At 60.1% G+C, this 26,484-nt stretch carries 26 protein-coding genes; 20 read left to right on the forward strand and 6 right to left on the reverse strand.

Annotated elements, in window-relative coordinates:
• Positions 1 to 120: 120 nt before the first annotated feature.
• Both AC1DX3_RS00505 and AC1DX3_RS00510 read left to right on the forward strand, forming a co-directional pair.
• Complete coding sequence (locus AC1DX3_RS00505; protein ID WP_476987270.1) at positions 121 to 3,687, forward strand: M10 family metallopeptidase C-terminal domain-containing protein; 3,567 nt, start codon at positions 121 to 123, stop codon at positions 3,685 to 3,687.
• Positions 3,681 to 4,895 carry an MFS transporter gene (locus tag AC1DX3_RS00510; protein WP_476987271.1) on the forward strand — a complete coding sequence of 405 codons (1,215 nt, stop codon included), beginning with the start codon at positions 3,681 to 3,683 and terminating at the stop codon, positions 4,893 to 4,895. The genes AC1DX3_RS00505 and AC1DX3_RS00510 overlap by 7 nt, the downstream gene beginning before the upstream one ends.
• A gap of 58 nt (positions 4,896 to 4,953) precedes the next feature.
• Here the strand turns inward: AC1DX3_RS00510 and AC1DX3_RS00515 are convergent, their stop codons facing one another.
• Entirely contained in the window at positions 4,954 to 5,682 is a 729-nt protein-coding gene (locus AC1DX3_RS00515; protein ID WP_476987272.1) for an arginyltransferase, read from the reverse strand.
• A gap of 126 nt (positions 5,683 to 5,808) precedes the next feature.
• Positions 5,809 to 6,708 carry a flagellar motor protein MotB gene (locus AC1DX3_RS00520; RefSeq protein WP_476987273.1) on the reverse strand — a complete coding sequence of 300 codons (900 nt, stop codon included), beginning with the start codon at positions 6,706 to 6,708 and terminating at the stop codon, positions 5,809 to 5,811.
• Between the two features lie 166 nt (positions 6,709 to 6,874).
• On the opposite strand from AC1DX3_RS00520, the gene AC1DX3_RS00525 reads away from it, so the two are divergent.
• From AC1DX3_RS00525 to AC1DX3_RS00540, 4 genes are all read left to right on the forward strand, one after another.
• Positions 6,875 to 7,348 (forward strand): flavin reductase family protein, encoded by a 474-nt coding sequence (locus tag AC1DX3_RS00525; protein WP_476987274.1) that lies wholly within the window; start codon positions 6,875 to 6,877, stop codon positions 7,346 to 7,348.
• A complete protein-coding gene (locus AC1DX3_RS00530; protein ID WP_476987275.1) occupies positions 7,345 to 8,220 on the forward strand; it encodes an NAD(P)-dependent oxidoreductase in 876 nt (291 codons plus the stop codon). Before AC1DX3_RS00525 ends, AC1DX3_RS00530 begins: the two co-directional genes overlap by 4 nt.
• 74 nt (positions 8,221 to 8,294) lie before the next feature.
• Positions 8,295 to 8,999, forward strand: coding sequence for a hypothetical protein (locus tag AC1DX3_RS00535; protein WP_476987276.1), 705 nt, complete (start codon positions 8,295 to 8,297; stop codon positions 8,997 to 8,999).
• An 822-nt stretch (positions 9,000 to 9,821) separates the two neighbouring features.
• The gene (locus AC1DX3_RS00540) at positions 9,822 to 10,892 is read left to right on the forward strand and encodes a helix-turn-helix domain-containing protein (RefSeq protein ID WP_476987277.1); all 1,071 of its coding nucleotides are present in this window, start codon (positions 9,822 to 9,824) and stop codon (positions 10,890 to 10,892) included.
• 29 nt (positions 10,893 to 10,921) lie between these two features.
• On the opposite strand, the gene AC1DX3_RS00545 is transcribed toward AC1DX3_RS00540, so the two are convergent.
• Positions 10,922 to 11,824 (reverse strand): tetratricopeptide repeat protein, encoded by a 903-nt coding sequence (locus tag AC1DX3_RS00545; protein ID WP_476987278.1) that lies wholly within the window; start codon positions 11,822 to 11,824, stop codon positions 10,922 to 10,924.
• Between the two features lie 110 nt (positions 11,825 to 11,934).
• Between AC1DX3_RS00545 and AC1DX3_RS00550 the strand changes: the two genes are divergently transcribed.
• A complete protein-coding gene (locus AC1DX3_RS00550) occupies positions 11,935 to 13,884 on the forward strand; it encodes an ArnT family glycosyltransferase (RefSeq protein WP_476987279.1) in 1,950 nt (649 codons plus the stop codon).
• Between the two features lie 310 nt (positions 13,885 to 14,194).
• Here the strand turns inward: AC1DX3_RS00550 and AC1DX3_RS00555 are convergent, their stop codons facing one another.
• From AC1DX3_RS00555 to AC1DX3_RS00565, 3 genes are all read right to left on the reverse strand, one after another.
• Positions 14,195 to 14,725: a hypothetical protein gene (locus AC1DX3_RS00555; RefSeq protein WP_476987280.1), complete on the reverse strand. Its 531-nt coding sequence runs from the start codon at positions 14,723 to 14,725 to the stop codon at positions 14,195 to 14,197.
• Between the two features lie 3 nt (positions 14,726 to 14,728).
• Positions 14,729 to 15,730, reverse strand: coding sequence for a porphobilinogen synthase (gene hemB, locus AC1DX3_RS00560; protein ID WP_476987281.1), 1,002 nt, complete (start codon positions 15,728 to 15,730; stop codon positions 14,729 to 14,731).
• Positions 15,731 to 15,808: 78 nt separating this feature from the next.
• A complete protein-coding gene (locus AC1DX3_RS00565; RefSeq protein ID WP_476987282.1) occupies positions 15,809 to 16,357 on the reverse strand; it encodes a DUF1697 domain-containing protein in 549 nt (182 codons plus the stop codon).
• A 196-nt stretch (positions 16,358 to 16,553) separates the two neighbouring features.
• On the opposite strand from AC1DX3_RS00565, the gene hemA reads away from it, so the two are divergent.
• The 13 genes from hemA (at position 16,554) to AC1DX3_RS00630 (ending at position 26,478) form a co-directional block, all read left to right on the forward strand.
• On the forward strand, positions 16,554 to 17,777 hold the full coding sequence (gene hemA / locus AC1DX3_RS00570; protein ID WP_476987283.1) for a 5-aminolevulinate synthase: 1,224 nt from the start codon (positions 16,554 to 16,556) through the stop codon (positions 17,775 to 17,777).
• A gap of 4 nt (positions 17,778 to 17,781) precedes the next feature.
• Entirely contained in the window at positions 17,782 to 18,126 is a 345-nt protein-coding gene (locus AC1DX3_RS00575; RefSeq protein ID WP_476987284.1) for a VOC family protein, read from the forward strand.
• Between the two features lie 26 nt (positions 18,127 to 18,152).
• Positions 18,153 to 18,353, forward strand: coding sequence for a DUF6898 family protein (locus AC1DX3_RS00580; protein ID WP_476987285.1), 201 nt, complete (start codon positions 18,153 to 18,155; stop codon positions 18,351 to 18,353).
• Positions 18,354 to 18,464: 111 nt separating this feature from the next.
• Complete coding sequence (gene glyA, locus AC1DX3_RS00585) at positions 18,465 to 19,769, forward strand: serine hydroxymethyltransferase (RefSeq protein ID WP_476987286.1); 1,305 nt, start codon at positions 18,465 to 18,467, stop codon at positions 19,767 to 19,769.
• 30 nt (positions 19,770 to 19,799) lie between these two features.
• Positions 19,800 to 20,327 (forward strand): transcriptional regulator NrdR, encoded by a 528-nt coding sequence (nrdR, locus tag AC1DX3_RS00590; RefSeq protein ID WP_476987287.1) that lies wholly within the window; start codon positions 19,800 to 19,802, stop codon positions 20,325 to 20,327.
• Positions 20,328 to 20,434: 107 nt separating this feature from the next.
• The gene (locus tag AC1DX3_RS00595) at positions 20,435 to 21,091 is read left to right on the forward strand and encodes a RibD family protein (protein WP_476987288.1); all 657 of its coding nucleotides are present in this window, start codon (positions 20,435 to 20,437) and stop codon (positions 21,089 to 21,091) included.
• Between the two features lies 1 nt (position 21,092).
• Positions 21,093 to 21,707 carry a riboflavin synthase gene (locus AC1DX3_RS00600; RefSeq protein WP_476987289.1) on the forward strand — a complete coding sequence of 205 codons (615 nt, stop codon included), beginning with the start codon at positions 21,093 to 21,095 and terminating at the stop codon, positions 21,705 to 21,707.
• The gene (gene ribB / locus AC1DX3_RS00605; protein WP_476987290.1) at positions 21,704 to 22,834 is read left to right on the forward strand and encodes a 3,4-dihydroxy-2-butanone-4-phosphate synthase; all 1,131 of its coding nucleotides are present in this window, start codon (positions 21,704 to 21,706) and stop codon (positions 22,832 to 22,834) included. Before AC1DX3_RS00600 ends, ribB begins: the two co-directional genes overlap by 4 nt.
• A 12-nt stretch (positions 22,835 to 22,846) precedes the next feature.
• Complete coding sequence (ribH, locus tag AC1DX3_RS00610) at positions 22,847 to 23,314, forward strand: 6,7-dimethyl-8-ribityllumazine synthase (protein WP_476987291.1); 468 nt, start codon at positions 22,847 to 22,849, stop codon at positions 23,312 to 23,314.
• The gene (gene nusB, locus AC1DX3_RS00615; RefSeq protein WP_476987292.1) at positions 23,311 to 23,838 is read left to right on the forward strand and encodes a transcription antitermination factor NusB; all 528 of its coding nucleotides are present in this window, start codon (positions 23,311 to 23,313) and stop codon (positions 23,836 to 23,838) included. The genes ribH and nusB overlap by 4 nt, the downstream gene beginning before the upstream one ends.
• A 78-nt stretch (positions 23,839 to 23,916) precedes the next feature.
• Positions 23,917 to 24,891 (forward strand): thiamine-phosphate kinase, encoded by a 975-nt coding sequence (gene thiL, locus AC1DX3_RS00620; protein ID WP_476987293.1) that lies wholly within the window; start codon positions 23,917 to 23,919, stop codon positions 24,889 to 24,891.
• 162 nt (positions 24,892 to 25,053) lie between these two features.
• Entirely contained in the window at positions 25,054 to 25,662 is a 609-nt protein-coding gene (locus tag AC1DX3_RS00625) for a glycine zipper 2TM domain-containing protein (RefSeq protein WP_476987294.1), read from the forward strand.
• Positions 25,663 to 25,833: 171 nt separating this feature from the next.
• Positions 25,834 to 26,478, forward strand: coding sequence for a hypothetical protein (locus tag AC1DX3_RS00630; RefSeq protein WP_476987295.1), 645 nt, complete (start codon positions 25,834 to 25,836; stop codon positions 26,476 to 26,478).
• The last annotated feature ends 6 nt before the right edge of the window (positions 26,479 to 26,484 follow it).

Here is a 26,484-nt window from a genome sequence, read left to right on the forward strand (position 1 = left end):
TGTCGATCACAAGGAAATGACGAACCAAAAGACACAGATGGCCCTTTTGAAGACGGAAAAACCTGTTTATATGTCGTATAAATAGACCGTCACGCGGTAGCGAGTTCAGGGGGGAAGAATATGTCCGTTATCAGTATAGGCGCCGACGATATCGGCGACACCATCGCGACCGCCAGCACATTGGCGGCCGGTGCCACCGTGACCTCGGTCATCGATACCGACAACGACCATGACTGGTTCGCCGTTACCCTGACGGCCGGCCAGATCTACGATTTCACCATGAACGGCACCGGCGCCACCCCGCTCGAAGATCCATATTTGAATCTGTATAGTTCTTCTGGGCAGGTACTGGCTTTCAACGATGATGGCGGCGCAGGCCGTAACGCTCACCTGGCTTATTACTGCGGAGATACCGGTACCTATTACATTTCAGCGGAATCGTGGACCGATGCCGACTCCGGCCTGACCTATACCGGAGGGTATTCCCTGAGCATGAGCCATGGTTCCACGCCGACTCAGGATACCGGCGCCAATGCCGCCGACCCGACTGCGCCAGCCTTGACTCTTGGGCAGATCTACAGTGACCGTATCGACACGCCCCAGGACGAAGACTGGTTCGTTTTCGATCTGGTCGCCGGCACAGCCTATGATTTCGACGTGACCAGCCCCGGCCAGGCTACGGACATGCAACTGACTGTCTACAACCAGTATGCCTCTTCTGATTATATTGCTACCAATGATGATTTCGGTACGGGCACAGACGCTCATCTCGATTTCGAAGCCGCTACTACCGGGCGATACTATATTAAAGTGACCAGCTCGAACGGTTCCGGTTACGGCAACTATACCATCAAAGCCGCCGTCGGCGACCGGCCGCTGCTGACCGACTCGATCGATTGGGGCAGCAAGCTCAATGTGACTGACGGTGTAGTTCATGTCTATTTCGCCCCGGAAGGCACGGTCCTGGCCGGTGAGACCTCGCTCGGCTGGAACGATTACGAGATCCAGCAAGCCATGCTGGCACTCAGCACCTACTCGCAATATATCAACCTGACCTTCGTCCAGACGACCGACATCACCAAGGCCGATTTCAAATTGGTGACGGCCGACGATCTTGATGAAAACACCCTGGCCTATATGAACCCGCCGGGCACCGACGATGCCGGCATAGGCGTATTTGCCCGTAATGGCGTCGGCTGGGACGAGGCGGGTGGCGGTGCGCTCGAAAAGGGCGGCCTCGGCTTCGACACGTTGTTGCATGAGCTGGGCCATGGCTTGGGTCTGGCTCATCCTTTCGACAATGGTGGCACCTCGACCATCATGACCGGCGTCAACGACACCTACGACTACCGCGGCTATGGCTGGCAGAACCAGGGCGTGTATACGGTTATGTCCTATAACGACGGCTGGCCCTCCGGCCCCGTGCCGCCCCTGTCGAATTTCGTGTTTACGCACGGCTATGATACCTCGCCCATGGCGATAGACGTGGCGGTACTGCAAGCCAAGTACGGCGCCAATGTGAGCTATCATAACGGGGACGATACCTACATCATGGCCGATCCGGTGACGGCCGGCGATAGTTGGTACAGCATCTGGGATGCCAACGGAACCGACACGGTTACTGCCGCCACGCTCGGCTACAATGTCGTCATCGACCTGCGCCCGGCCAGCATGTATTACACCGATCCGGCCAGTGGCGGGGCGGTCTCATACGTCACCAATTTCGATTACGGCTTCACCATTGACCAAGGCGTGACGATAGAAAACGCCATCGGAGGTTCAGGCGCCGACACCATCACCGGCAATACCGCCGCGAATACCCTGACTGGCAACGCTGGCGACGACGTCCTCGATGGCGATGGTGGTATCGATCGGATGGTCGGTGGCGCAGGCAATGACCTCTACTATGTCGATAACAGCCAGGACGTTGTTATCGAGGCGGCCGGCGACGACAATGATCAGGTCGACGCAACAGCCAGCTACATCCTGCCCGACAATATCGAGCGCCTGGGCCTAATGGGGTCTGCAAATATCAATGCTACCGGCAATACCGGCGATAATTTTATTTATGGCAATCGCGGGAACAATGTCCTCAACGGTGGCGGTGGTAACGACCAACTTACAGGCAGTCTTGGCAACGACACCTACATTGTCTCCAGCGCGACAACCCAGCTCTACGAAATTGCCAATGAGGGCACGGATACCATTATTGCCTCCGTCGATTATACCATGATTTTCCCCAACATCGAAAATCTGACCCTGTCAGGCACAGCCGACCTCAATGGCACGGGCGACGCCGGCGCCAACCTCATTACCGGCAATACTGGCGCCAACATCCTGACCGGCGCCGCCGGCAATGATACGCTGGACGGCGGTGCCGGCTTAGACACCCTGATCGGCGGGCTGGGCAACGATACCTATGTTATCAACGATCTGAGCGATGTTGTTGACGAAGAAACCGGTGAGGGCACCGACACCGAATTGGTCGCAATCAGCTATACGCTTGACGCCAATATCGAGAAACTGACCCTGGCGGGGACAGCCAATCTCAACGGCACCGGCAATAGCGCGAAGAATACCCTGACCGGCAATAGCGGCGCCAATATCCTCGACGGCGCAGCCGGCGCCGACATCATGTTAGGCGGGGCCGGTAACGACACCTATCTTGTCGACAACTCGAGCGATGTCGTGACCGAGCTGAACGGCGGCGGCAGCGATACGGTTATCAGTTCGCGGACCTATATCCTGAGCGCCTATGTCGAGAAGCTGACACTGACCGGCACCGGTAACACCGCCGGCACCGGCAACACCCTGAACAACACCATCATCGGCAATGACGGCAACAACAAGCTGATCGGCGGCGAGGGCAATGACAATCTGGGCGGCGGCCTGGGTAATGATACGCTCGACGGCGGCAAGGGCGGCGATACCATGAAGGGTGGCCAGGGCGACGACCGCTACTATGTCGACAACAAGCTCGATGTCGTCACCGAATACGGCAATTCCGGCAATGATACGATCGCGATCAACGGCACCTATACCTTGGGCGCCAATATCGAGAACCTGATCCTCACGGGCTCCGGTGTTCGCTTCGGCACCGGCAATACCCTCGACAATCACCTGACCGGCAATGTTGGCAACAACACTCTGGGCGGCGCCGACGGCAATGACGTCATCGATGGCGGCAAAGGGGCCGACACCATGCGTGGCGGGATGGGCGACGACAGCTTCTATGTCGACAATATCGGTGACACCGTCACGGAATATAGCGGCCAGGGAACGGACAGCGTGTTCAGCTCGGTGAGCTTCATCCTTGGCAACAATGTCGAGAACCTGACCCTGACCGGAGCCGCCAATCTCAACGGAACCGGCAATACCCGCGACAATTTCCTGACCGGCAATGATGGCGACAACAGCCTCGACGGCGGGCGCGGTCACGATGTCCTGACCGGCGGCGTGGGCGCCGATACTTTCGTCTTTGGTTTGAGCAGCGGCGCCGATACCATTGCCGATTTCTCCGCGACCGATGGCGACACGATCGACCTCCAGGCCTACCACGCGCAGGATACGGCGATCTTCACCCAGTTAGGCGCCGATACGGTCATAGATTTGGGCAGTGGAAACGTCGTGACGATTCTCAATACCACCTCCACCGACACGGCCTTCCTGAGCCATATCGTGTGGTAGCCGCCACTGCCACCCACGAGGTCTCCGGGCCACGCCGCTGGCTTGCCATTTCAGCGCTCGGCCTGGCTCAGTTGATCGCTTTCGGCACATCGCTCTACCTGCTGACCGTCCTGGCCGCGGCCATCGTCAAGGACACACACTGGCCGCTCACCTGGGTGGTCGGCGGCTATTCGGCCGGCATCCTGGTTTCGGCTGTGGTTGCCCCATTCGCCGGGCATTATATCGGCGCGGGCCGCGGCCGCCTGGTCCTGGCTATCRGCTCCATCCTGTTCGCCACCGGTCTCGCCCTGATGGCGCTCAGTCCCTACCTGCCTGTCTTCCTGTTGGCCTGGGCGATCATGGGTCTGGCCATGGGCAGTGGCCTCTATGACGCCGCCTTTGGCACGGCTGGACGTTTGTTTGGTGCAACAGCACGGTCCGCCATCATTCAGATCGCCCTGTGGGGCGGTTTCGCCAGCACTGTCTTCTGGCCGCTCAGCAGCCTGCTGGTCGGCCATATCGGCTGGCGCGGCGCCTGCCTGGCCTTCGCTGCCCTGCACCTCTCAGTCTGTCTGCCGCTTTATCTGCTCGCCGTGCCCCGCCCGGCCGACACCCACGTCCATGACGTCAAGGCCATGGCCGCCGTCCGCCCCGAAGGCGGCGAAATCCCCATCTATCTGGCGCTCGGCTTCGTCGTTACCTGCGAAATGGCCATTGTCGCCATGATGTCGGTCCATATGCAGACCATCCTGATCGGCCGGGGTATGACCGCCGCTGCCGCCGTCGCCCTCAGCACTGTCGTCGGTCCATCCCAGGTCATAGCCCGGCTGCTGGAACTGACCATCGGTCGGCGCTGGCCGCCCTATGTCTCCATGGCGCTCGGCGTCGTCGGCGTCTCCATCGGCATCGGCCTTATCGTATCCAACTTTGGCCTCAACCTGCCGGCCCTGATGATCTATGGCGCAGGCCTGGGCGTGGTTTCGATCACCACTGGCACCGTGCCCCTGGCCATCTTCGGGCCCGTCCGCTACCCACCTTTAATGGGCCGCATCCGCCGCGTCAGTCTGGTCATTCAAGCCCTGGCCCCCGCCATCGGCGCACTGCTGCTCAGCCATATCGGCGTGAATGCTCTGCTGGCCTTTATCGCCGTACTGACTCTGGCCTGCCTGGTGGTTTGCCTGTGGTTGGCCCAACAAGCTCATCGTTACTTGATGGCCAAGCCTTCATAACAAAAAGCCCCCACTTCCTTGTGAGTGTTCTCTACATCGAAGGCCCCTTCCTTCATCGTCAGGTCTTCAGCGGATGGATATCCTGCCAGCCGAGATCCGTCAGGCCTTCCAACGGCTGATAGCGCGCTTTGTAATCCATCTTGGGCGAACCCTTCACCCAATAGCCGAGATAGACATAGTCATAGCCGGCCCGGCGCGCCTGATCGACGTGATCGAGGATAATAAACCGCCCCAGGCTCCGCGCCATCATGTCCGGGTCGTAGAAGCTGTACACCAAAGACAGCCCGTCGTTCAGAGCATCGACCAGCACACAGGCCACAAGTTGCTCACCCAAACGGTATTCGATCAGGTGCGTCCGCACCAACGTGTCCTCGATCATGGCGACCAGGTCCGGCCAGCTCATATCCATCATACCGCCGTCGGGATGGCGCGCCTTCAGGTACTTCTGCAACAGGTCGAACTGTTCGCGGCTGGCCTCGGCCTCGACGAAAGCCTTGGTCAGGTCGGTATTGGCCTTCATGACGCGGCGGTCGGACTTGGTCAGCTCATAGCGCTTGACCGGTATGCGCACACTTTGGCACGCCCGACAGGTCTGGCACGCCGGGCGGTAGGCGATGTTTTGCGAACGGCGGAACCCGATGGCCGACAATTGGTCGTTGACGCTGAGCGCTTCCAGCGGCGGCAGATGAACGAACACCTTGCGCTCTTCCTGGCCGGACAGGTAGGGGCAGGGGCCTGGGATCGTCAGATAATATCTGAGTTTTCGACCTGGAAAATGTTCACTCATGAAAGTTCACTCATGGCCGCCGGGTACGCTTTCCTGAACCTGCCTGATACTGATCGCAGTTGATCCTAATTTGTCTAATCGGGCAAGGTCCAATTGAACAGTAGAATCCCTTAAAACAGGACTGAATCAGTTTTGTGGCAAGACTGGCGCTTCCCGTAGTAAAACAATAGCAATACGACGATTGCCGGCCAGCGACGGATCGTCCGGATAGAGCGGTTCCTTGGCGGCCTTGCCCGACACCTGGGCAATGCGATCCTCGTCGACGCCTGACTGTTGCAGGATAGCGCGAGCGGCATCGGCGCGGCCGGACGACAGCGACCAATCCTTAGGGTTCTGGCCCGATTGGCCGGCGACGCCCGACGTATGACCGGTGATGGTGATGCGGTTCGGCAGGTTGTTGACGACCTTGGCGACAGCGCGCAGCAACAGCTTGGCGCGGTCATTGGGGGCGGCCGAGTTCTCATTGAACATCGACCGGCCTTCCTGATCGATTAATTGAATGCGCAGACCTTCCGGCGTCTGGTCGACCAGGATGTTTTTCGACAATTCGGCCAGTTCCGGCATGTCCTGCAAGGCCTGGCGCAGGCTTTCGGCGGCGCTCTGGAACGAGGCCTGTTCCTGTTTCTGGGCATCGGTTTCCGAATCGGTCGGCGCGCCGGTCGTGACGTTTTTGCCGGAGTCGGTCGAAGTACCGTCCTTGTCCTGGGTGTCGGGCGGCTTGGGGGCCATCTGTTCGATGAAGGACATGGTACCTTCGTTTTTGTCGCCGTCGGCGCCCAGGGCCTGGCCGCCCAGTATGCCGCCGGAGCCCGAGGTCGATTGCGACACATTGGCCGGGGCGAAGTAATCGGCGACGCCGCGCTTCTGTTCCGGCGAGGTCGTGTTGATCAGCCACATCAACAGGAAGAAGGCCATCATGGCGGTGACGAAGTCGGCATAGGCGACCTTCCAGGCGCCGCCGTGGTGACCGCCGCCGCCGCCCTTCTTGACCTTCTTGATAATAATAGGGACGTCGCGGCTGGCCATGCGGAGATCTCGGGCTATAAGTGCGCACACCTTAGATGAGTTAACGTTAATACGGCGTTGCAAAGCCCCGGAAAAACTGTGGAATTCCTTGAAAAATTGTCGTTGCAATTGGCCCGTTACATGCATTAGGCCATTACTCACCTAACTAGGGAATTCAGGACGGGACATGGATACCAAGACCTATCGGCACGTATTGGGCAGTTTCGCCACCGGGGTCTGCGTCATTACGGCGCCCGACCCCGACCATATCGAAGGCCATATTGTCGGCATGACCGCCAATTCGTTCAGCTCGATCTCGCTGGAGCCGCGCCTGATTCAATGGTGTATCGATCTGAAGGCCCATCGTTACGCCATCTATGCTGGCGCCCGTCGTTTCGGCGTCAACATACTAAGCGGCGGCCATGAAGCCCTGTCGCGTCGTTTCGCCCGTCAAAATGCCCACATCGTACCTGAGGAAGGCCTGATCAGCCCTTTGCATCCCTTGCGCCTCAACGAGGTCGCCGGCTTTCTCGACTGCGAACAATACGACACCCGCGTCGTAGGCGACCACCTGGTCATCGTCGGTGAGGTTCACAGCTTCGAAGCCGACGACGCCCAACCGGGCTTGACGTTTTTCAAGGGAAAGTACGGCCAGATATGAAATTGTGTTTTGCCGGTCTCGGCATTATGGGCGGGCCGATGGCCGGCCATCTCGTCAAGGCTGGCCATCAGGTTATCGGCTTCAACCGTACCCACGCCAAGGCCGATGCCTGGGCAGCCGAACATGGCGCCGCGGCGGCCGCGACCATTGAGGCCGCTGTCGCCGGCGCCGATGCCCTGATCCTGTGCGTCGGCCGCGACAACGACGTCCGCGACCTCCTCAGCTGGGCCCTGCCGCATATGAACAGCGGCGCCCTGATTATCGACCACACCACGACCTCGGCGAAACTGGCGCGTGAGATGTCGGTCGAAAGTGCTGGAAAAGGCGTGGTTTTTTACGACGCGCCCGTATCAGGTGGTCAGGCCGGCGCCGTCAACGGCCAGTTGTCGATCATGGCCGGCGGTCCCGAAGGCCGCTTCCACGACGTTGTCGAACTGCTCAAACCCTATACCAAGTCGATCACCCACCTGGGCGAAGCCGGCACCGGCCAGACCGCTAAAATGTGCAATCAGATAGCCATTGCCGGCACGGTCCAAGGCATCGCCGAAGCCTTGCATTTCGCCAAATGCGCCGATCTCGACCCCGGCTTGGTGTTCAGCGCCATTTCGGCCGGCGCCGCCGGATCCTGGCAGATGAGCAACCGCTGGGCGACCATGAGCGAAGACAAGTACGACTTCGGTTTCGCCGTCGACTGGATGCGCAAGGATCTGGGTATCGCGCTCGACGAGGCCCGCGACAACGGCGCTCACCTGGCCGTGGCCGCTCTGGTCGACCAGTTCTATTCCGAAGTTCAATCCATGGGTGGCAAGCGTTGGGACACCTCGAGCCTGCACGCCCGCCTCGAAGCCCGGCGCCTCAAAAAAGCACGGTGATGTGATCGCCAAGCCAATGGACAGGCTCCCCATCTGCGTGTTGAGTGCCGGCCTGATCATCGGAGGACGACGCCATGCTTCTCGCCATAGTCGACGGCACCGGACCCTTTCGCGATAAAACCTATGCCGGTGAAATGAACCACTCGTTCTGCCGGCAGATGTATACCAATGCCGAAGGTACCATCGGCCATTATGAACGCGGTCCGTCGAACGACGGCATGACCACCCGGGCCAAGGGCATCCGCGCCGCCGATTTTATCAAGCAAAACATGCGCCTCAACCCCGATGGCAAGGTCTTCCTGGCGGGCTACAGCCGCGGCGGTTCGGCCGTCCTCTATACCGCCAAGGCGTTGAAGGCCGACAAGATCGATGTCGACGGCATGTTCCTGTTCGATCCGGTGGCGCGCCACGTCATCCCGGGCGGCGAGGTCATTCCGGCCAATGTCAAGGCTGTGTGGGTGGCCCGACGGTCGACGTCGCCGGCCTTGGTCGTTAAATATGAAGGCACGATCGGGCTGAACCTGCCGGGTGGCATAGGCATCATGAACAACCCGATGCGGGTCTGGTTCGGCGGTACGGCCCACCAATACGAAGGCCCCGGCACCTACAAAGAGCAAACCTTTGCCGGTTCCCACGGCGCCCTGGGTGGTGTCGGCTGGACCCACGTCATCGAAGACGCCCCATGCCAGGTCGCGGTGGCCGCGTGGATGAATTCGGCCTTCAAAACCTGCGGTCTGCAAATCACCTTGTCGTCCTACCCGCCGTCGTCGAAGCCCTAGCCGGCAACTGCGCCGACAATGGGCCGCGACCGCGAGATATCCTGACTGCCGAAAGCGCCTCGCAGGCTCTGATGGCGACACCGATCCAAAGTTCGTCGGCCTCCAATTGAGCCTTTTCCTCCGCATTCGCGTGATCAAGCCATCGGCAAACATGCCCGGTGCCGGATGTAAGACGATGCCGAATAGCGTCTTCGATCATCCGTCTCTTTTCGTCCTGTCGCCTCGACGCGTCGATCAGCACATGGACTTCGGGCGCGTGATGGAGAATATAATATCGGCTATGGAGGCTGTCGCAAAATGCCGGGTCGCAGCTGGGAATGAACACCGTATGCCTGGCGCGATCCGACGGGTATTTGGACGTCAGGTCCACAAGCTCACCGCTGGGCGCGCGCCAGACATAATGGGCCAAGGCTTCAAAAAACAGATTTGGCCAGACATGGATTTGCCAGCCCGGAACCGGATTGCCGCCGTGAACCGTGACGGCATTGGCTACCGTGGCCCGGCAGGCACCGATAGGGCCTTCCGCGGACCAGGTAATTCGCTGAAATCTACCCAAGCCAAAATCCCGCTCGGCTTGCCGCCGGCGGGGATGAGCCAAGGATGGCGTTTCGAAGGGTGGGAATAGGGTGTATGCCATCGGAAACCTTGCGGAATAAGGTTTCTGATCAGAGAATATTGCGTGGCGGACGTCGCGGCGATCGCTTTAATGCCGTGATCTTTTTACGAATCGCCCAGTTATTTATGTGGAGTTGTCATTTTGCGTGAACCAGGTTGCGAGAGAGGCTATTCCTCAAATCACCCACCGCCCGTGAGACTTAACCCGTGACAGCAAGTTTATCCGCAATCTGCGAAGTGATGCTGGGCGCGGTAACGGCGGGCATTATCCTGGTTTTGGAAATTGCTCTGTGGCGGTCGAAGGCGCCCGCGCATCTGCGTTGGGCCGCCGGATTGTTCGGCCTCGCGGTCGCGGTCTACGCCTTATGCACCACCTCACTCATCGGCTCCCTGGTGGCGCAAAATGTCTGGTTACGCCTTCCACTGTCGGCCTTGGTCAGCGGCGATATCGGTTTTTACGCCCTGCTGGTGACCGTGATCTTCGAAGATCGCAAACTTACCTGGCGAGCCTTTATACCCTCGGTTCTTTTGTCTATTCTTGGGCCCGTGGTCGTCAACAGCCGGGGGATAACCCAATCCCTGCTGTTGGCCGTATTTATTATGGGTTGCCTATTCCTGCTCGTCAGATCGATCGTCACCCTGTTGGGCGGTTGGTCCGGCGACCTGGACGATGCTAGACGGAGATTGCGGCGCCCGATCGTCGCCGCAACCGGTCTGATCGCGCTGTCGGCCCTGACGGATATCGCCCTCGCAACGGCTTCGCGTTTGGGCCTTCTGCATTCCTGGCTGACCCTCCAGCGGGAAGCGGCGATTACCTGCGTGACTATTTTTGTGGCCTGTCAGCTACTCTCTTCGCATTTGCGCTCTGAGCCCCAACGCGCGGCAGGCACAACCGGCGAGGATGGCGCCGACGATGCGGTTTTGCTGGTGCTGAACATAGCTATGAGCGAGCAAGAAATCTGGCGGCAGGAAGGCCTGACAATCAAAACCCTTTCGGTCGTTCTCGATGTTCCGGAATATCGTCTGCGCCGCCTCATTCTGAACCGGTTGGGCTATCGCAATTTTCCCGGCTTTATAAACTTCCAGAGACTCGAAGCCGCCAAACTCAGAATGACCAGATCCGAGTCAGTGACCATTGCCGAGATCGCTTTTGATGTCGGCTTCAGCTCGCTTAGCGCTTTCAACCGGGCCTTCCGCGATTTGGAGGGAGAAAGCCCGAAAGCCTGGCGGCACAAGCATCTTTCAACAGAGGGGCGCGAAACCACAAGCCATCGATAGGTCAAACCCATTTAGGCCAACCCATTCGGTTATGGCTTGGTGTTGGGGCTTCTGGCAATGGCCCCGCGTACTGCGTCGGCCGCCTTGCCGTCATCCTTGTCATCGACGAAACCGAATTCACGCATAAAGCCGGCATACATCTCCCAGGCTTTCAGGTTGTCGTCCTGGCTGAGTTTCGGGGTCACCAGATAATAATATTGCGCAGTGGCACCGGCTGGAACACCGGCCTGCATCTGGTCGTAGTTCTGCAGGTATTGTGACATGATGCGCCAGGCATGCGACGTCACAGCGTCCTTTTCGACGCCTGTTCCTTCGCGATACATGACCTCGAGCGTTTCGGCCGCCGGCTGGAACCGGCGCTTGACGGACTCCCTAAACCACCGGACGGCTTCCGCGGGATCCTGCGTAACACCTTTGCCGTCGCGGTACATCGTCCCCAGCAGGTATTCGGCGCGCGGTTCGCCCGCCTCGGCGGCAAGCTTTAGGTAAGGCGCGGCCGCGGCCGGATCCGCCGGCCCTGTCTCCCCCATCAGCAGGCTGACGCCAATATCGAAATCCGCCAGGATCACACCTACGGCCGCGGCCTTCTGGTACCATTGCAAGGCGGTTACAGGATCTGGCGTCGTCCCTTCGCCGTTTTCGATCATGACAGCCGTCTCGTATTCCGCCCACGGCAGGTTTTGCGCGGCGGCCTTTTGAAACCAGGCCAGCGCCTGCTTGTCGTCCTTCAGGTGCTTGTCGTAATAGTAGCGATGCCCCAGTTCGAGTTGTGCGGTCGCATCGCCGGCTTCGGCCCGTGTCTTTACCTCTTTTAATTTGAGGCCTTCGAGGCCGGTCTTATAGGAGGTCGCCAGGTCATCCGCGATCGCATGACCGGCCGTCATCAGCATTGCCAGAGCGGCTACAGCCGCGATCTTGGTTTTTATGGACATGTGTTCCCCCTAAGATGGCAAGACTATCGCGATCACACGACCATGGCAAGGCTTGCACCGGGTTACGCGTTCGAGGCATAGTCCGCCATCGATCATCCCCGGGGGCGCGCGTGTCGCAACAGCTTTTTGACCTGAATGCCGAGCCGCCGGCGGCCGAAGCCCGGCCCCTGTTCGGCGGCGACCGCGGCTTGATCCGCGCCGCCTTTATCCTGGGCGCGGTCATGACGTTGTGGCGCCTGTTCATGATCTTCAACACCAACCTGATGTGGGACGAAGCCCACTTCTGGGTATCGGGTCAACATCTGGCGCTTGGCCATCCGGACATTCCGCCGGGCTTTCCGTGGCTGGCGCGGCTACTGACCTCGGTCGCCTGGTCGGTTGTGCCGCTTCGCCTGTTCGCGCTCGTCATCGCCACCGCCATGCCGTTTGCCGTCTGGTTTATGGCCCTGCCGGTAACGTCACGCCGCAATGCCGTCTGGGCCGCCATTATCGCCATGCTGGCGCCGGCCATCGCCCTCAACGGCACGCTCTTCTATCCCGAAGGCTTGATCCAACTGCTGCTGGCCCTGATGTGCGGCTGCTGGCTGAGAGCCATAGCCAGCAATGGTGTGAAATGGTGGGCCTTGACCGGACTGTGCGCGGCACTCGGTCTATTGATCCATTTCCGCTTTGCGGTCCCGGGTTTCGGCCTGCTGTTCTACCTTCTCGCCACATCGCAAGGCCGCGTGCTGTGGCGGCGGCGCGGGCTCTATATCGTCGCCGGCATTGCCTTGCTGGGGCTGCTGCCGTCCCTGGTCTACAATGCCATGAATGGCTGGCCGGCCCTGGCTTTCCATGCTGGGCGGCAAAAGTTCGAAATCCATCCCGACTTCATCGTCAGCTTCCTGATCATCCAGTTAGCCGTCATGACGCCGGTCTTTCTTCCGGCCGCCGTCGCGGGCTGCTGGAAAGCCCTGCGCCAAAAGGAAACCACGCCGGGTGCCGCCCTGGCCTGGATCGCGACGACGATTTTCCTCCTCTATGTCGTCCTCGCCCTGGTCGACAAACGGGTCATGCCGCATTGGGTTTGGATGGCCCTTGTGCCGGCCCTGGCTTTTATCCCCGAGCGTTTGCAAGCCTTTGCCGGCACAAGTCGTCTCCGTTCGGCGCTTGTCGCCTTGGGCCCGATTTTCGGCATACTGGCCGGTGTCGGCGTCAGTGCCGTCGGCTATGTCACCGCCCACGCCGACGGCGTCCCGTATCCGGCCCTGCAAGCTGCCGCCGACACCAATGAGGATTGGTCGCGGCTATTGCCGGCCATCGCCGCAGCCGACGCGCGCGCCAAGGCCCGCTTCAAAGACGAACCCGTCTGGGCGGCGGGCGGCCACCGCGCCGCGTCGCGTCTCGAGGTCCTGGCGGGCCATGGTCGGCAGGTCTACAGTCTGAATGAGCCCTATGACGATTTATCGAAATTCACCATCGAACGCGCGGCCTGGAAGCTTGATCCGGCAGCCCTGCAAGCCAGGCCGGACAAGCCGGTCGTGCTGATTTTTGATACGCCGAAAGCCTTGTACAACGACCCGGATGCTATGGCCTATTATCAGCGCCTGTGCGCTACTTTCGACAGTATCGAAGACAGTTCCGAGACCGACTTGCCGCCCGGCCGCGTCCAGGTCCACATCTACACGGCCAAGGTCCATGCTGGCCCCGTCACGCCCGCAACCCCGGCCAATTGCCCGCTCTTGCCGGCGCTCTATTTCGGCAAGCCGACGCCCGGTGTTTTCGTCAGCGCCAATGACCGCAAAGCCTATTTCGGTATGGCGACCGACGCCAAGGGTCTGACCAAGGTCGATGTCATGATCGATCACAAGATCGCCGTGCCGACGCAATACGGCCTCGATCCGGCAGGGGCGCGGGCGCCGCAAGCCCTGGCCTATGATCCCAACTATCCCAAGGTCCAGTTCAGCTTCCAGTTCCCGGACGGGACCCTGAAACCCGGCGTCCACACCTTAAGTCTTCGGGCCATTCGGAGCGACGGCACGATCGTCGAAGGCACCGCTCAAACCCTTTATGTCAAATAGCTGAAAGGCCCGCTGGCCCCGTTCGGAGTGGTCTTGGCCCTTTTGCCAGAAAACCGGCGCTCCGAATGGACGCCGGGCGATTCCATAGAGGTTGTATCATACCATGTATCGGGAGATGCGGTCGCCGAAGTATGGGTATTATATAACCGTTACGATTAAGGGCCAAATCCATTCGGAGCGCCGGTTTTCATGGAACTTAGGCAAAACTACTCCGTATCTCGCCCGTCATCCGCCGCAAAGCCCTGTCCGGCAAGGCGACATCGCTCCTGCATCGCGTCTATTCGGCGCGCTCCGAATGGCCGATCACCGGCTAATTCAAGGTCGCGGCCCGTTCGACATAGCGCTGCAAGACCCGGCTATAGCTGTCATCGAACTGAATCAGAGTGATGTCCTCGAAGGCGCAGTCCAGCTCCTCGTCGATCCAGTTGCCGCCGGGATCGACCGCCTTCAAGCCGACGTTGTCCGCGCGCACGCTGGCGATCTGACCGACATCGGCTTCGTCCTCGACCGAAATGACGACGAACTTGTTCTTGACCTTCAGCGACTGGAACAAATCGGCGAAACTGCCCAGGCGCACCCAACTGAATCGCTTGGTGCGCTTGACGCTATTGAAGTCGAGAATCTTCAATTGGTCGTCGTGATAGTCCGAGACATCGAAGTCGTCGATCTGCTCCAGCGGCACGATCAAGGCGCCGACATCCTGATATTCGTGAATGGCCTGGAGCAGGACGAAGCTGGCGCTCAAGCCGACGACGAAACCCTCATGGCTGCCCTCGGCCATGTTGAGGCGAATAAAGGTGCCGTCGTTCAGTGGTTGCTGCAGGCTCTTGCGGATGTCCATGGTTCAGGCTTTCAACAGTTCGGCGACGTGCCGCGCGAAATAGGTCAATATGCCCGAAGCGCCGGCGCGCTTGAAGGCGAGCAGGGTTTCCATCACCCCGCGGTCGTGGTCCATATAGCCTTTTTCGACGGCTGCCTTGATCATCGCATATTCGCCGCTGACCTGATAGACGAAGGTCGGCACCTTGAAGGTATCGCTGACCCGCTGGACGATATCGAGATAGGGCAGGCCGGGCTTGACCATGACCATGTCGGCGCCCTCGGCGATATCGATGGCGACTTCACGCAAGGCCTCGTCGCTATTGGCCGAGTCCATCTGATAGGTCTTCTTGTCGCCCTTCAAGGCCTTGACGCCGATGGCGTCGCGATAGGGCCCGTAAAACGCCGAGGCATATTTGGCGGCATAGGACATGATCAAGGTGTCGCAGTGACCGGCCTTTTCCAAAGCTTGGCGAATGGCGCCGATACGGCCRTCCATCATGTCGGACGGCGCCAGGATATCGGCGCCGCCGGCTGTCAAAGCCAGGCTCTGCTGGATCAGCATCTCGATCGTGGCGTCGTTGTGGATCTTGCCGTCGATCAGCAGCCCGTCGTGACCATGGTCGGTATAGGGATCAAGCGCGATATCGACCAGCAAACCGATATCCGGCACAGCCGCCTTGATAGCGCGGCAGGTCTGGACGATCAGGCCGTTCGGATCGATGGCGGCCTTGGCGTCGGCGGTGCGGATCTTCTCATTGAGGTGCGGGAAGAGCGCCAACACCTTGATGCCGAGATCGCGGGCGATGCGCGCCTCGTTGACGGCCTCGGCGACGCTCAAGCGGTCGACGCCTTGCAGCGAACCGATCGCATCGCGCGCCTTGTCCTGATCGTGGACGAAGATCGGCCAGATCAGGTCCGACACATGCAGGCGGTTCTCCGCCACCAGGTCGCGGATCCAGCCATGCTGGCGCAACCGGCGCGGCCGGCCGAGCGGGTAGGGGGCGATGATGGGGTTGAAGGTCATGAATGTGCTCTTGGGGCAGGCTCTCGAAGGTTTCCCGGAGCTTTATGCCGATTGCCGCCAATCTTCAACCCAATGCCTTCAACCGGCTTCCAACGCGCCAGCCATCTCTCGCAAGGTCTCAACCGTATTGAGATTGCGCGCCGTCATGTCGGCCTTGATGCAGCGCCCCAGCTTTTCCATCAGCTTCGACCTGCCGATGCCATCCGGCGCATAAAAATAAAAGCATTCATCGGTCAAACTGTACGCTTCATTGTCGGCCTTCAGGCTATCCATCAGCTCATAATCGACCTTGCTGGCCGGGCCTTTCAGGAAAAACAGGTGCTGCGCCTTGCCCTTCAGTTCGTGGTCCTTGAAGGGGTTGGCGGCCATCAGTTTCTCGAGATGCTCCAGGGTGATCAGGAAAAACTGAGCGCGAAAGCCAAAATGCGTTTCGACCAGGGACTCGATCTGCTCAATCAATGCCGGCTCCGGTTTGTCCGAGCGAAAGACGACATTGCCGCTGGCGATATAGGTCTTGACCTCGGTCATGCCCGCCTCGGTCATGACCTTGACCAGTGCCTTCATCGGCAACTTGTTATTGCCGCCGACATTAATGCCGCGGAACAGGCCGATCCATACTTTTGACATTTGTCATCTCCCTGCGACAATAAGCGCAAGTTCCGACATGGAAATTGCACTGGAATTCTTTGCCGATATGCCACAAACTGTTCAAAGACGACAGGATGACGAAATTTTAAGCCGGACATGGCTTGTTTGTAACGCCGTCCGGGGTTATTTCGCGAGTGCAAGATGTGCCGCCCGAAGCGGTGCTGGAGTTTGATCTATGGATTATAATGCCGCGTTTGAGGCTGCTGTCGACCAGGTGCGAGCCGAGGGCCGCTACCGCGTGTTCGCCAATCTGAAGCGCCACGCCGGCCAGTTTCCACGCGCCACCTGGATTCGCGAAGACGGCAGCGAGCAGGACGTCACCGTCTGGTGCTCGAACGACTATCTCGGTCAGGGGCAAAATCCGGTCGTGCTGGATGCCATGCACAAGGCGATCGACGAGGTTGGCTCCGGCTCCGGCGGCACGCGCAACATTTCCGGCACGACCTATTATCACAATGCCCTGGAAGCCGAACTGGCCGACCTGCACCACAAGCAGGCGGCGCTTGTCTTCACCTCGGGCTATGTCGCCAATGAAGCGACCCTGACGACCCTGTATAAGATACTGCCCGGCCTGATCATCTTTTCCGATGCCTTCAACCACGCCTCGATGATCGCCGGTATCCGCAATGGCGGTGGCGCCCGCCACATCTTCCGTCACAACGATCTCGAACACCTCGAATCCTTGCTGAAGGCGGCGCCGGCCAATGCCCCCAAGCTGATCGCCTTCGAATCCGTCTATTCGATGGACGGCGACGTTGCCGATATCGCCGGCACCATCGCCCTGGCTAAGAAGTACGGGTGCCTGACCTATATCGACGAAGTCCATGCTGTCGGCCTCTATGGCCCGCGCGGCGCCGGCGTCGCCGAACGCGACGGCGTCATGGACCAGATCGACATTATCGAAGGCACATTGGGCAAGGCTTACGGCATGATGGGCGGCTATATTGCCGGCACATCGGCCATGGTCGACGCCATTCGCCTGTGGGCCTCGGGCTTCATCTTCACCACCTCCTTGCCGCCTGCCGTCATGGCGGGCGCCGCCGCCAGCGTGCGCTGGTTGAAGGAACACAACGAAAAGCGCATTGCCCATCAGGAACGTGCCGCGACCCTGATGAAGCGCCTGCGCGCCGTCGGCATCGCCACATTCCCATCGGTATCGCACATCGTTCCGGTCCTGGTCGGCAATGCCGTCCACTGCAAAATGGTCTCGGACATGCTGCTCAACGACTTCGGCATCTATGTCCAGCCGATCAACTATCCGACCGTGCCGAAAGGCACCGAACGCCTGCGCTTCACCCCGTCGCCGGACCACACCGACGAGATGATGGATCATCTGGTCGATTCGATGGACAGGCTGTGGACCATGTGCAATGTGGCGCGCCTGCCGGCGGTGGCCTGACGCTGTGGCGCTGGTCGTAGCGCGCATTATCTATTTCACCCGCCGCTTAGACATCATGACCGCGTTTTATCGCGATGTACTGGCACTTGAGTTGATCGCCCAGGAAAAGGGTTGGCGGGAATTCCGCGCTGGCGGCTGTATCATCGCCCTGCACGAAGGTGCCGCCGCCAAGCCCGGCCGCAGTCCCAAACTGGCTTTTTACGCCACCGATGTCACGGCGATGAAGGCGACGTTGGAATCCCGCGGCGCCGTCATGGGCAAGATATGGACCTCGCCTCAGGTGACCTTTTGCGATGGCGCCGACCCCGACGGCAATGCGTTTTCGATTTCGGATCGTGAATTGGCATAGGCCACGAGTCACGGCATAATAGAGCCATGGCTGACGTCTATCTCGAACTCCAGCGCAACGGCGCCTATCTCAAATGCACGGCGACCGATTCGGTCTCCGGCGAGGAGGCCGTGGCCATCGGACCGCTCAACGACCCCGAAGGCGTCAAACGCCTCGCGGTTCTCAAGCTGCGCAATAAGCTGACCGGGACGAAGCCGGCGCCGGGCAAGGGCGGCCTGATCGTTTAGGCCAATTGCCGATGTGAACCGTGCGTTTGTTGTCAAAACCCTTGCCTCGCACCTGCCTTAGGCGTAAACGCTCCTCCATTCCCATCCCTTTCCAAAAACAGGATTTGCCACGTGAACGCACCCGCGAACGCCGGATCATTCATCCCCCAGGGCTATTTTCACAACGATCTGGCAGCGTCGGACACCGAAGTCCTGAAGGCCATCCAGGGCGAACTCCATCGTCAGCAGGACCAGATCGAACTGATCGCCTCGGAAAACATCGTCTCCAAGGCCGTGCTGGAAGCGCAAGGTTCGGTCCTGACCAATAAATATGCCGAAGGCTATCCTGGCCGGCGTTATTACGGCGGCTGCGAATATGTCGATGACGTAGAGCGTCTCGCCATCGAGCGCGCCAAGAGCCTGTTCAACTGCGCCTTCGCCAATGTCCAACCGCACTCCGGCGCCCAGGCCAACCAGGCGGTCTTCTTCAGCCTTCTGCAGCCCGGCGACACCTATATGGGTATGGACCTGGCCTGCGGCGGTCACCTGACTCATGGTTCGCCCGCCAACCAGTCGGGCAAGTGGTTTAAGGTCGTGCCCTACGGCGTGACCCTCGACACCAATGTCATCGACATGGACCAGGTCGCGGCCCTGGCTGCCGAGCACAAGCCGAAGCTGATCATTGCCGGCGCCTCCAACTATTCGCGCCGCATCGACTTTGCCCGCTTCCGTGAGATCGCCGATTCGGTCGGCGCCTATCTCTTCGTCGACATGGCCCACTATGCCGGCCTGGTCGCCGGCGGCGTCTATCCCGACCCGCTGCCGCACGCCCACGTCGTCACCACCACGACCCACAAGACCCTGCGCGGTCCGCGCGGCGGCATGATCCTCAGTAATGACGAGACTTTGGGCAAGAAGATCAATTCGGCCGTCTTCCCGGGCCTGCAAGGCGGCCCCTTGATGCACGTCATCGCCGCCAAGGCCGTCGCCTTCGGCGAAGCCCTGCAGCCTGAGTTCAAGGCTTACGCGCGTCAGGTTGTCGCCAATGCCCAGGTTCTGTCCAACACCCTGATCGAGCGAGGCTTGGCCATCGTCACTGGTGGCACGGACAGCCACGTCATGTCGGTCGATCTGCGCCCCAAGGGCCAGACCGGCAAGGGCACCGAAGCCGCGCTGGAAGCCGCCTTCATCACCTGCAACAAGAACGGCATTCCTTACGATACCCAGCCGTTCACCATCACCTCGGGCGTTCGTCTCGGCACCCCGGCCGGCACGACGCGCGGCTTTACCGAAGCTGAGTTCGCCAAGATCGGCAACCTGATCGCCGACGTCGTCGACGGTATGGCGTCGAATAGCGGTGAGCCCGATCTGGCCGTCCAGGAAAAAGTACGCGCTTCCGTCAAGCAACTGACCGAACAATTCCCTATCTATAGCTGATAGCCCAAAAGTCCTGCCAGAAAGCCATATATGCGCTGTCCCTTCTGCGGAAATCTCGAGACCCAGGTCAAGGATTCCCGTCCTTCCGAGGACGGGGCCGCTATCCGGCGGCGCCGGTCGTGCTCTGAATGCGGCGGCCGCTTCACCACCTTCGAACGCGTGCAATTACGCGACCTGATGGTGGTGAAGCGGTCCGGCCGGCGCACGCCGTTCGACCGCAGCAAGCTGGAGCGTTCGGTATCGATTGCCTTGCGCAAACGGCCGATCGATCAGGACCGTATCGACCGCATGGTGTCGGGCATCGTCCGTCAGTTAGAGAGCATGGGCGAGACCGACATCCCGTCCGAAGCCATCGGCGAACTGGTCATGAAGGCCTTGCGTTCACTCGATATCGTCGCCTATGTTCGTTATGCCTCGGTCTATCGCGACTTCCGTGAAACCTCGGATTTCGCCAGCTTCCTGTCGGATGAGGGGCTGAGCAATGACACGATCGACGATCCGTCCGAGATCAAGCGCGGCCTGGGTGAACAAGACATTTCCCCCAGCGATGACGCTTAGCTTCAAATGAAAGTACATTTGAAGCTAAGCTTTTTTCGTAAGGGATACCTCGCAGAGGCTCGGACGCGCGGTCGCGCTTGCCGAACCCCAAGCCGGGGTCCGGAATAGTGGCGCGTCCTCTTATTACCCTAAAGCTCGCGACGACGCTCGATGGCAAGATCGCCACGGCCTCGGGTGAGAGCCGTTGGATCACCGGAGAGGAATCGCGCCGCTGCGTCCATGAACTGCGCGGCGCCCACGACGCTGTCCTGGTCGGCATCGAGACGGCCCTGAAGGACGATCCCGAGCTGACCGTTCGCCTGCACGGCTATGAAGGCTATCAGCCGACCCGGGTCGTGCTCGATTCCAAGGCACGCCTGCCGCTGAATTCCAAGATGGCCCAGACGGCGCGGGTCATTCCGACCTATGTCGTGACGACGGCGGACATCAGTGGCGAAATGCAGGCTGCCGGCGTCAAAGCGATCAAGGTGCCGTCGAAACATCAACGGGTCGATCTCGATGCGGCGCTGGAAGCGCTCCGCAAGGTCGGCATAGAACGTTTGTTTGTTGAGGGCGGCGGTGTCGTCGCGACGGCCTTCCTGCGCGCCGGCTATGTCGACCGCCTTGAATGGTTCCGCGCCCCCACTATCTTGGGCGGAGACGCACGGCCAGTCATCGGCCATCTCAATATCGACCATCTGGCGCAAATGTTTCGTTTTACGCGGCTGGGCGTTCAGACTGTCGGCGACGATCTGTGGGAATCCTACGAACTATCTGAGGTCTAACGTGTTTACGGGCATTATTTCACACCTTGGCACCGTCAAGGCCATCGACACTTCGCCGGCGGGCCAGCATTTGACCATGCAAGTCGCTTTCGACCTGTCCGACCTCGAGCTTGGCGCCTCGATCAGCCACGCCGGCTGCTGCCTGACCGTGGTGGCCAAGGACGGAGATACCTATCGCCTCGACGTTTCCAACGAAACGCTTAGCCTGACCAATCTCGGCACCTGGCAAGTCGGCACCCAGGTCAATCTCGAACGCGCCCTGAAGGTCGGCGACGAGCTGGGTGGTCACATCGTGTCCGGCCATGTCGATGGTGTCGCCGAACTGCTCAGCATTCACAGTGACGGCGAGTCGCGCCGCCTGCGTTTTCGCGTCCCCGATCCGCTGCACCGTTTTATCGCGCCAAAGGGTTCCGTTGCGCTCGATGGTATTTCATTGACCATCAACGAGGTCGATGACCGCGTCTTCGGTGTCAACATCATCCCCCATACCTGGGAACACACCACCTTGTCACAAACCCGCGTCGGTTCGTTCGTCAACCTTGAGGTTGACCGGCTGGCGCGCTATGCCGCCAGATGGTTTGAAACCGAGTCTCAAAAGCTTAAAGTGGCGTCATGACCCTGCACAGTATCAATAACGACCTGGAATCGCCGATTTCCTCCATCGAGGACATCCTCGAAGACGCCCGCAACGGCCGTCCCTATATTCTCGTCGATGCCGAGGACCGTGAAAACGAAGGCGATGTCGTCATTCCGGCCCAGATGGCGACGCCCGACATCATCAACTTCATGGCGCGCTTCGCCCGCGGCCTGGTTTGTTTGTCGATCACGCCGGAGCGCGCCAAAACCTTGCGCCTACCGCCGATGGTGCATGACAACGGCGCCCGCAACGGCACTGCCTTCACCGTCTCGATCGAGGCCAAGGACGGCATTTCGACTGGTATTTCGCCGAAGGACCGCGCCCATACCATCGCCGTCGCCATCGATCCGACCAAGGATAGCCACGATATCGTCTCGCCGGGCCACGTCTTTCCGTTGGTAGCGCGCGACGGTGGGGTGCTGGTTCGCGCTGGCCACACCGAGGCCGCCGTCGATATCTCGCGCATGGCCGGTCTTTATCCCGCCGGCGTGATCTGTGAAATCATCAATGACGACGGCACCATGGCGCGTTTGCCGGACCTGATCGTCTTTGCCCAGACCCACGGCATGAAAATCGGCACCATCGCCGACCTGATCGCCTATCGCCGCCGTACCGAGCGCTTCGTCGAACGCGTACTGGAACGGCCGTTCGACAGCGAATGGGGCGGGCAGTTCCGCCTATTCGTCTATCGCAACAAGCTGGACGGCGCTGAACACCTGGCGCTCGCCAAGCAACAGCCATCACCCAACAAACCGACCCTGGTCCGCATGCATCAATTGGACATCGCTTCGGATGTTTTGGGCGGAACCGGGGCGGGGACCCGCAGCCATTATATCGAAAAGGCTATGCAGGTCCTGGCCGACCACGATGGCCCTGCCGTCATGGTCCTGCTGCGTGATCCCGATCCGAAAGTCCTGTCGACGCGCTTCAGCGACGACGATCCCGGCGCTGCGGCGCCGCGCGGCCTCCGCGATTATGGCGTTGGAGCGCAAATCCTGTTGGACCTCGGGGTACGTGACATGATAGCGCTCAGCGGAACGCGTCCGAAACCGGCGGCGCTGGAAGGCTACGGCCTGTCCATCATCGACTGGAAGAACCTGTCTTAAGGAACGAAGGCTTTGACCCTAGAATCACCCCTGCGCATCCTGATCGTCGAAAGCCGCTTTTACGACGATATCGCCGACGAATTGCTGGCTGGGGCCAAGGACGCCCTGTCGGCGCTCGGCGCCGAATACGATATCGTCACCGTCCCGGGCGCCTTTGAGATCCCGGCCGCCATCGCCTTTGCCGAAGACGCCGGCCACCGGCCGATGGGCCGCGCCTATGACGGCTATGTCGCGCTCGGCTGCGTTATTCGCGGCGATACCACCCACTACGACTATGTCTGCCAGGAATCCGCGCGCGGCCTGATGGAACTGTCCTATACCCAGCGCCTCGCCATCGGCTACGGCATCCTGACTGTCGAGGACGAGGATCAGGCCTGGACGCGCGCCAAGCGCTCCGAAGGTGACAAGGGCGGCACAGTAGCCAAGGTCTGCCTGAGCCAAATTGCGCTGCGCAAGACCTTGATGGACGGCAGCCAATGACCGAGTCTCCCAAGCCGACCAGCCTGAAGGCGGTCATGGACCATCTCAACGCCCAGGCGCCAGCCGCCAAAGGTCTTTCGACTAAGGAAAAGCGTGCCCGTACCGTGGCGCGTCTTGTCCTGGTCCAGGCACTGTACCAGATGGAATTGACTGGCACCGGTGTCGAAACGGTTATCCGCGAGTTCAGCGACTATCGTTTCGACGGTGACCTGGAAGGCGAACCGCTCGCCGAGGCAGATGAAGCCTTTTTTGCCGAGGGCGCGCGCGCCATTGTTGCCGAACAAGGCGTTATCGATCCGCTCATCATCAATCGCCTGGCGTCGGGCTGGCGGATCGAACGTCTCGACACCACCCTGCGCGCCATCCTGCGAGCCGGCGCCTGGGAACTGAAATTCCGGCCCGACATCGGCCTGGAGGTCATCATCAACGAATATGTCGAGATCGCCCGCGCCTTTTTCGGCGAGACGGAGGCGCGTTTCGTCAATGGGGCTTTGGATGGCGTGGCGAAAGACGTGCGCAAGTAGCGTCCGCTCACGACTTCTTTTATCGTCTTTTCTCCAAACGCGTGTAAAACACCAGTTCCATTGGCGTGGTGAGGCCCGATGAGCGAGCACGACGAGTTTTCCATTATCGATCAATTGTTCAAGCCCCTGGCTGGTCTTAGTCGCGAGGCGAGGGGGCTGAACGACGATGTCGCCGTTATTCCCGGTGACGATGCCCATGATCTGGTCATCAGCACGGATGCGGTCGTGGCCGGCATACACTTCTTCGAACACGATCCGCTCGACCTGGTGGCGCGCAAGCTGATGCGTGTCAACCTGTCCGACATCATCGCCAAGGGCGCTGTACCCTATGGCTATCAACTCGTGACGGTGTGGCCGCACGGCACGGCCTATTCCGAAAAGGCCGATTTCGTCCGTGGCCTGCGCACCGAGCAGGACCGTTTCAATTTGTCGCTGTTTGGTGGCGACACGGTGTCGACCTATGGTCCGATGGTCTTTTCCATGACCATTTTCGGTCGCTCGCCGGCGGGTAAGGTCCTGTCGCGGTTGGGCGCCAGGCCGGGCCATCGCGTCCTGATCAGCGGCTATATCGGCCAGGCGTATCTCGGCCTGCGCGCCCTGCAGGGCAACCTGCCTGGCTTGTCGCACGAAGATATCAATGACGTCATCAGCTCCTATCACTTGCCGGAGATCCGCGCCGACCTGGCGCCGGCCGTACGGCAATATGCCTGTGCTGCTATGGATGTATCGGATGGGCTTTTGGGCGATGCCGACCACCTGGCGCGCGCCAATAATTTGATGATCCGCCTGGACCTCAACAAGGTCCCGACGTCTTTGGCGGCGCGCGCGGCCATAGCGGCGGGCCTGTCACCGGTCGAACTGGTCACGGGCGGCGACGATTACCAAATCCTCTGTACGGCCGATGATGCCGGCGCCCGGGCTTTGGTCATGGCGGGCTTCTACGATATCGGCATGTGCCTGGGCACGTCGGAGGATACACATGCCGGCGCGGAACTGTGGGCGGACAATCGCCGTATAGATGTCGCGACCAAGGGGTACAGTCATCCTCTGTAAGACAACTACGACTGAAACCTGCTTGTCGGATTCTTACAAATAACGGCATCTTTCCGCCGCTTCGGCAAATTGTACTTTCCATAGTTATGCTTCACACCAACTCAGGTAGGCAGAAGCCCGGTTCCCGGTTGCTTCTGCAAGAAGCTACTGAGGAGCATTCTGATGAAAAGATTCACATCCCTGAAGCTGGGCCTGGTTGCCGGCGTGGCGATTGCCCTGACTGCGCCGAGCCTGGCGGCCGCGCAGGACCGCGATCTGCGCCAATATGACGGCTACTGCTATGCCAAAAAGAGAGACGCCCAGCGCAACGGCACCGTCATTGGCGCCGTTATCGGCGGCCTTTTGGGCAGCCAGGTTTCAAAGAATGAACGCGGTCTAGGGACTGTTGGCGGCGCTGTCATTGGCGGCGTCATCGGCAATCAGGCCGGTAAGAGCAGCGTCAAATGCTATAATGGCGAATACTATTCCTACCAGGGTTCGTATTACGACCCGGCGCCGGCGCCCTCCGGCTATACGGTCGTCTATTATAAGAGCCGCCCGTCGCAGGATTATTATAGCCAGGTCTATTACGATCGTTATCACCATACCTCGCCGCCGCCATATGGTTATGGCGATGCCTGGCGCAATGACGACAATAACCCTAATGGCTGGCGCGACGACCGCGGCTATTGGCACGACGCCCGCGAAGGCTGGCGCGATCGCGACGGTCACTGGCATGAAGGTCGCGGCCGTGGACACAATGGTCGCGGTAACGCCTACGGTCACCGCTAAGACCTGTTGTCTGGGTGAATTCTATGAGGCCTTCTGGTTCGCCAGGAGGCCTTTTTCCTTTGCCGAAAACTTATAGTTAATTGGTTAATTCCACCGCCGGGAGAAATTGCCGATACCGGTGGTCGCTCCTAAGCTTTGGGCTTCAAAGTCCTTGCTGAGGAGGCAACCGTCATGAAAACTGCTTATTGGATAAGCCTTGCGGCCGTGTCAGGCTGCGCATTGGCCTTGGCCATGCCGGCCGCGGCCAACGACGGTTGCGGGCGTTATGACCGCTATGATGACGGCGATGCCGCTGGTGGCGCTATAACGGGTGCCGTGGTCGGTGGCGCCGTCGCCGGTCCGCCAGGCGCGGTTGTCGGTGCCGTCGTCGGCAGTTCGGCCGGCGACGACGATAATGACGGTGATGCCGCCGGCGGGGCCATTACTGGTGCGGTCGTCGGTGGCGCAGTCGCCGGACCTCCGGGTGCTGTTGTCGGCGCTGTCATTGGCGGCGCGGCCGGTGATGACGATGACTGCGGTCGCCGTTACGGCTATTCCAGTTACGATAACGGCTATCAGAACGGCTATTACAATAACGCCTATCAGGATGATGATGACGACAGCGGTTATCGCCAGGGTTACGCCGAAGGTTATGAAGCCGGCCAGATGCGCCAGCTGAACGGCATGGACCGCGGCTATCGCGTGGAAGGCTACTATGCCCGCCGCGACGACTATCGTGACGCCACCTATGACGAAGAGCGCAATCGCTACCGCCATCGCGGCTATTACCGCCACTACCGGGCATCGCCGTGTTGGAACCCGTGCAGGGCTTATTAAGTTTTA

Source organism: Asticcacaulis sp. P2_B1 (genome assembly GCF_056404915.1).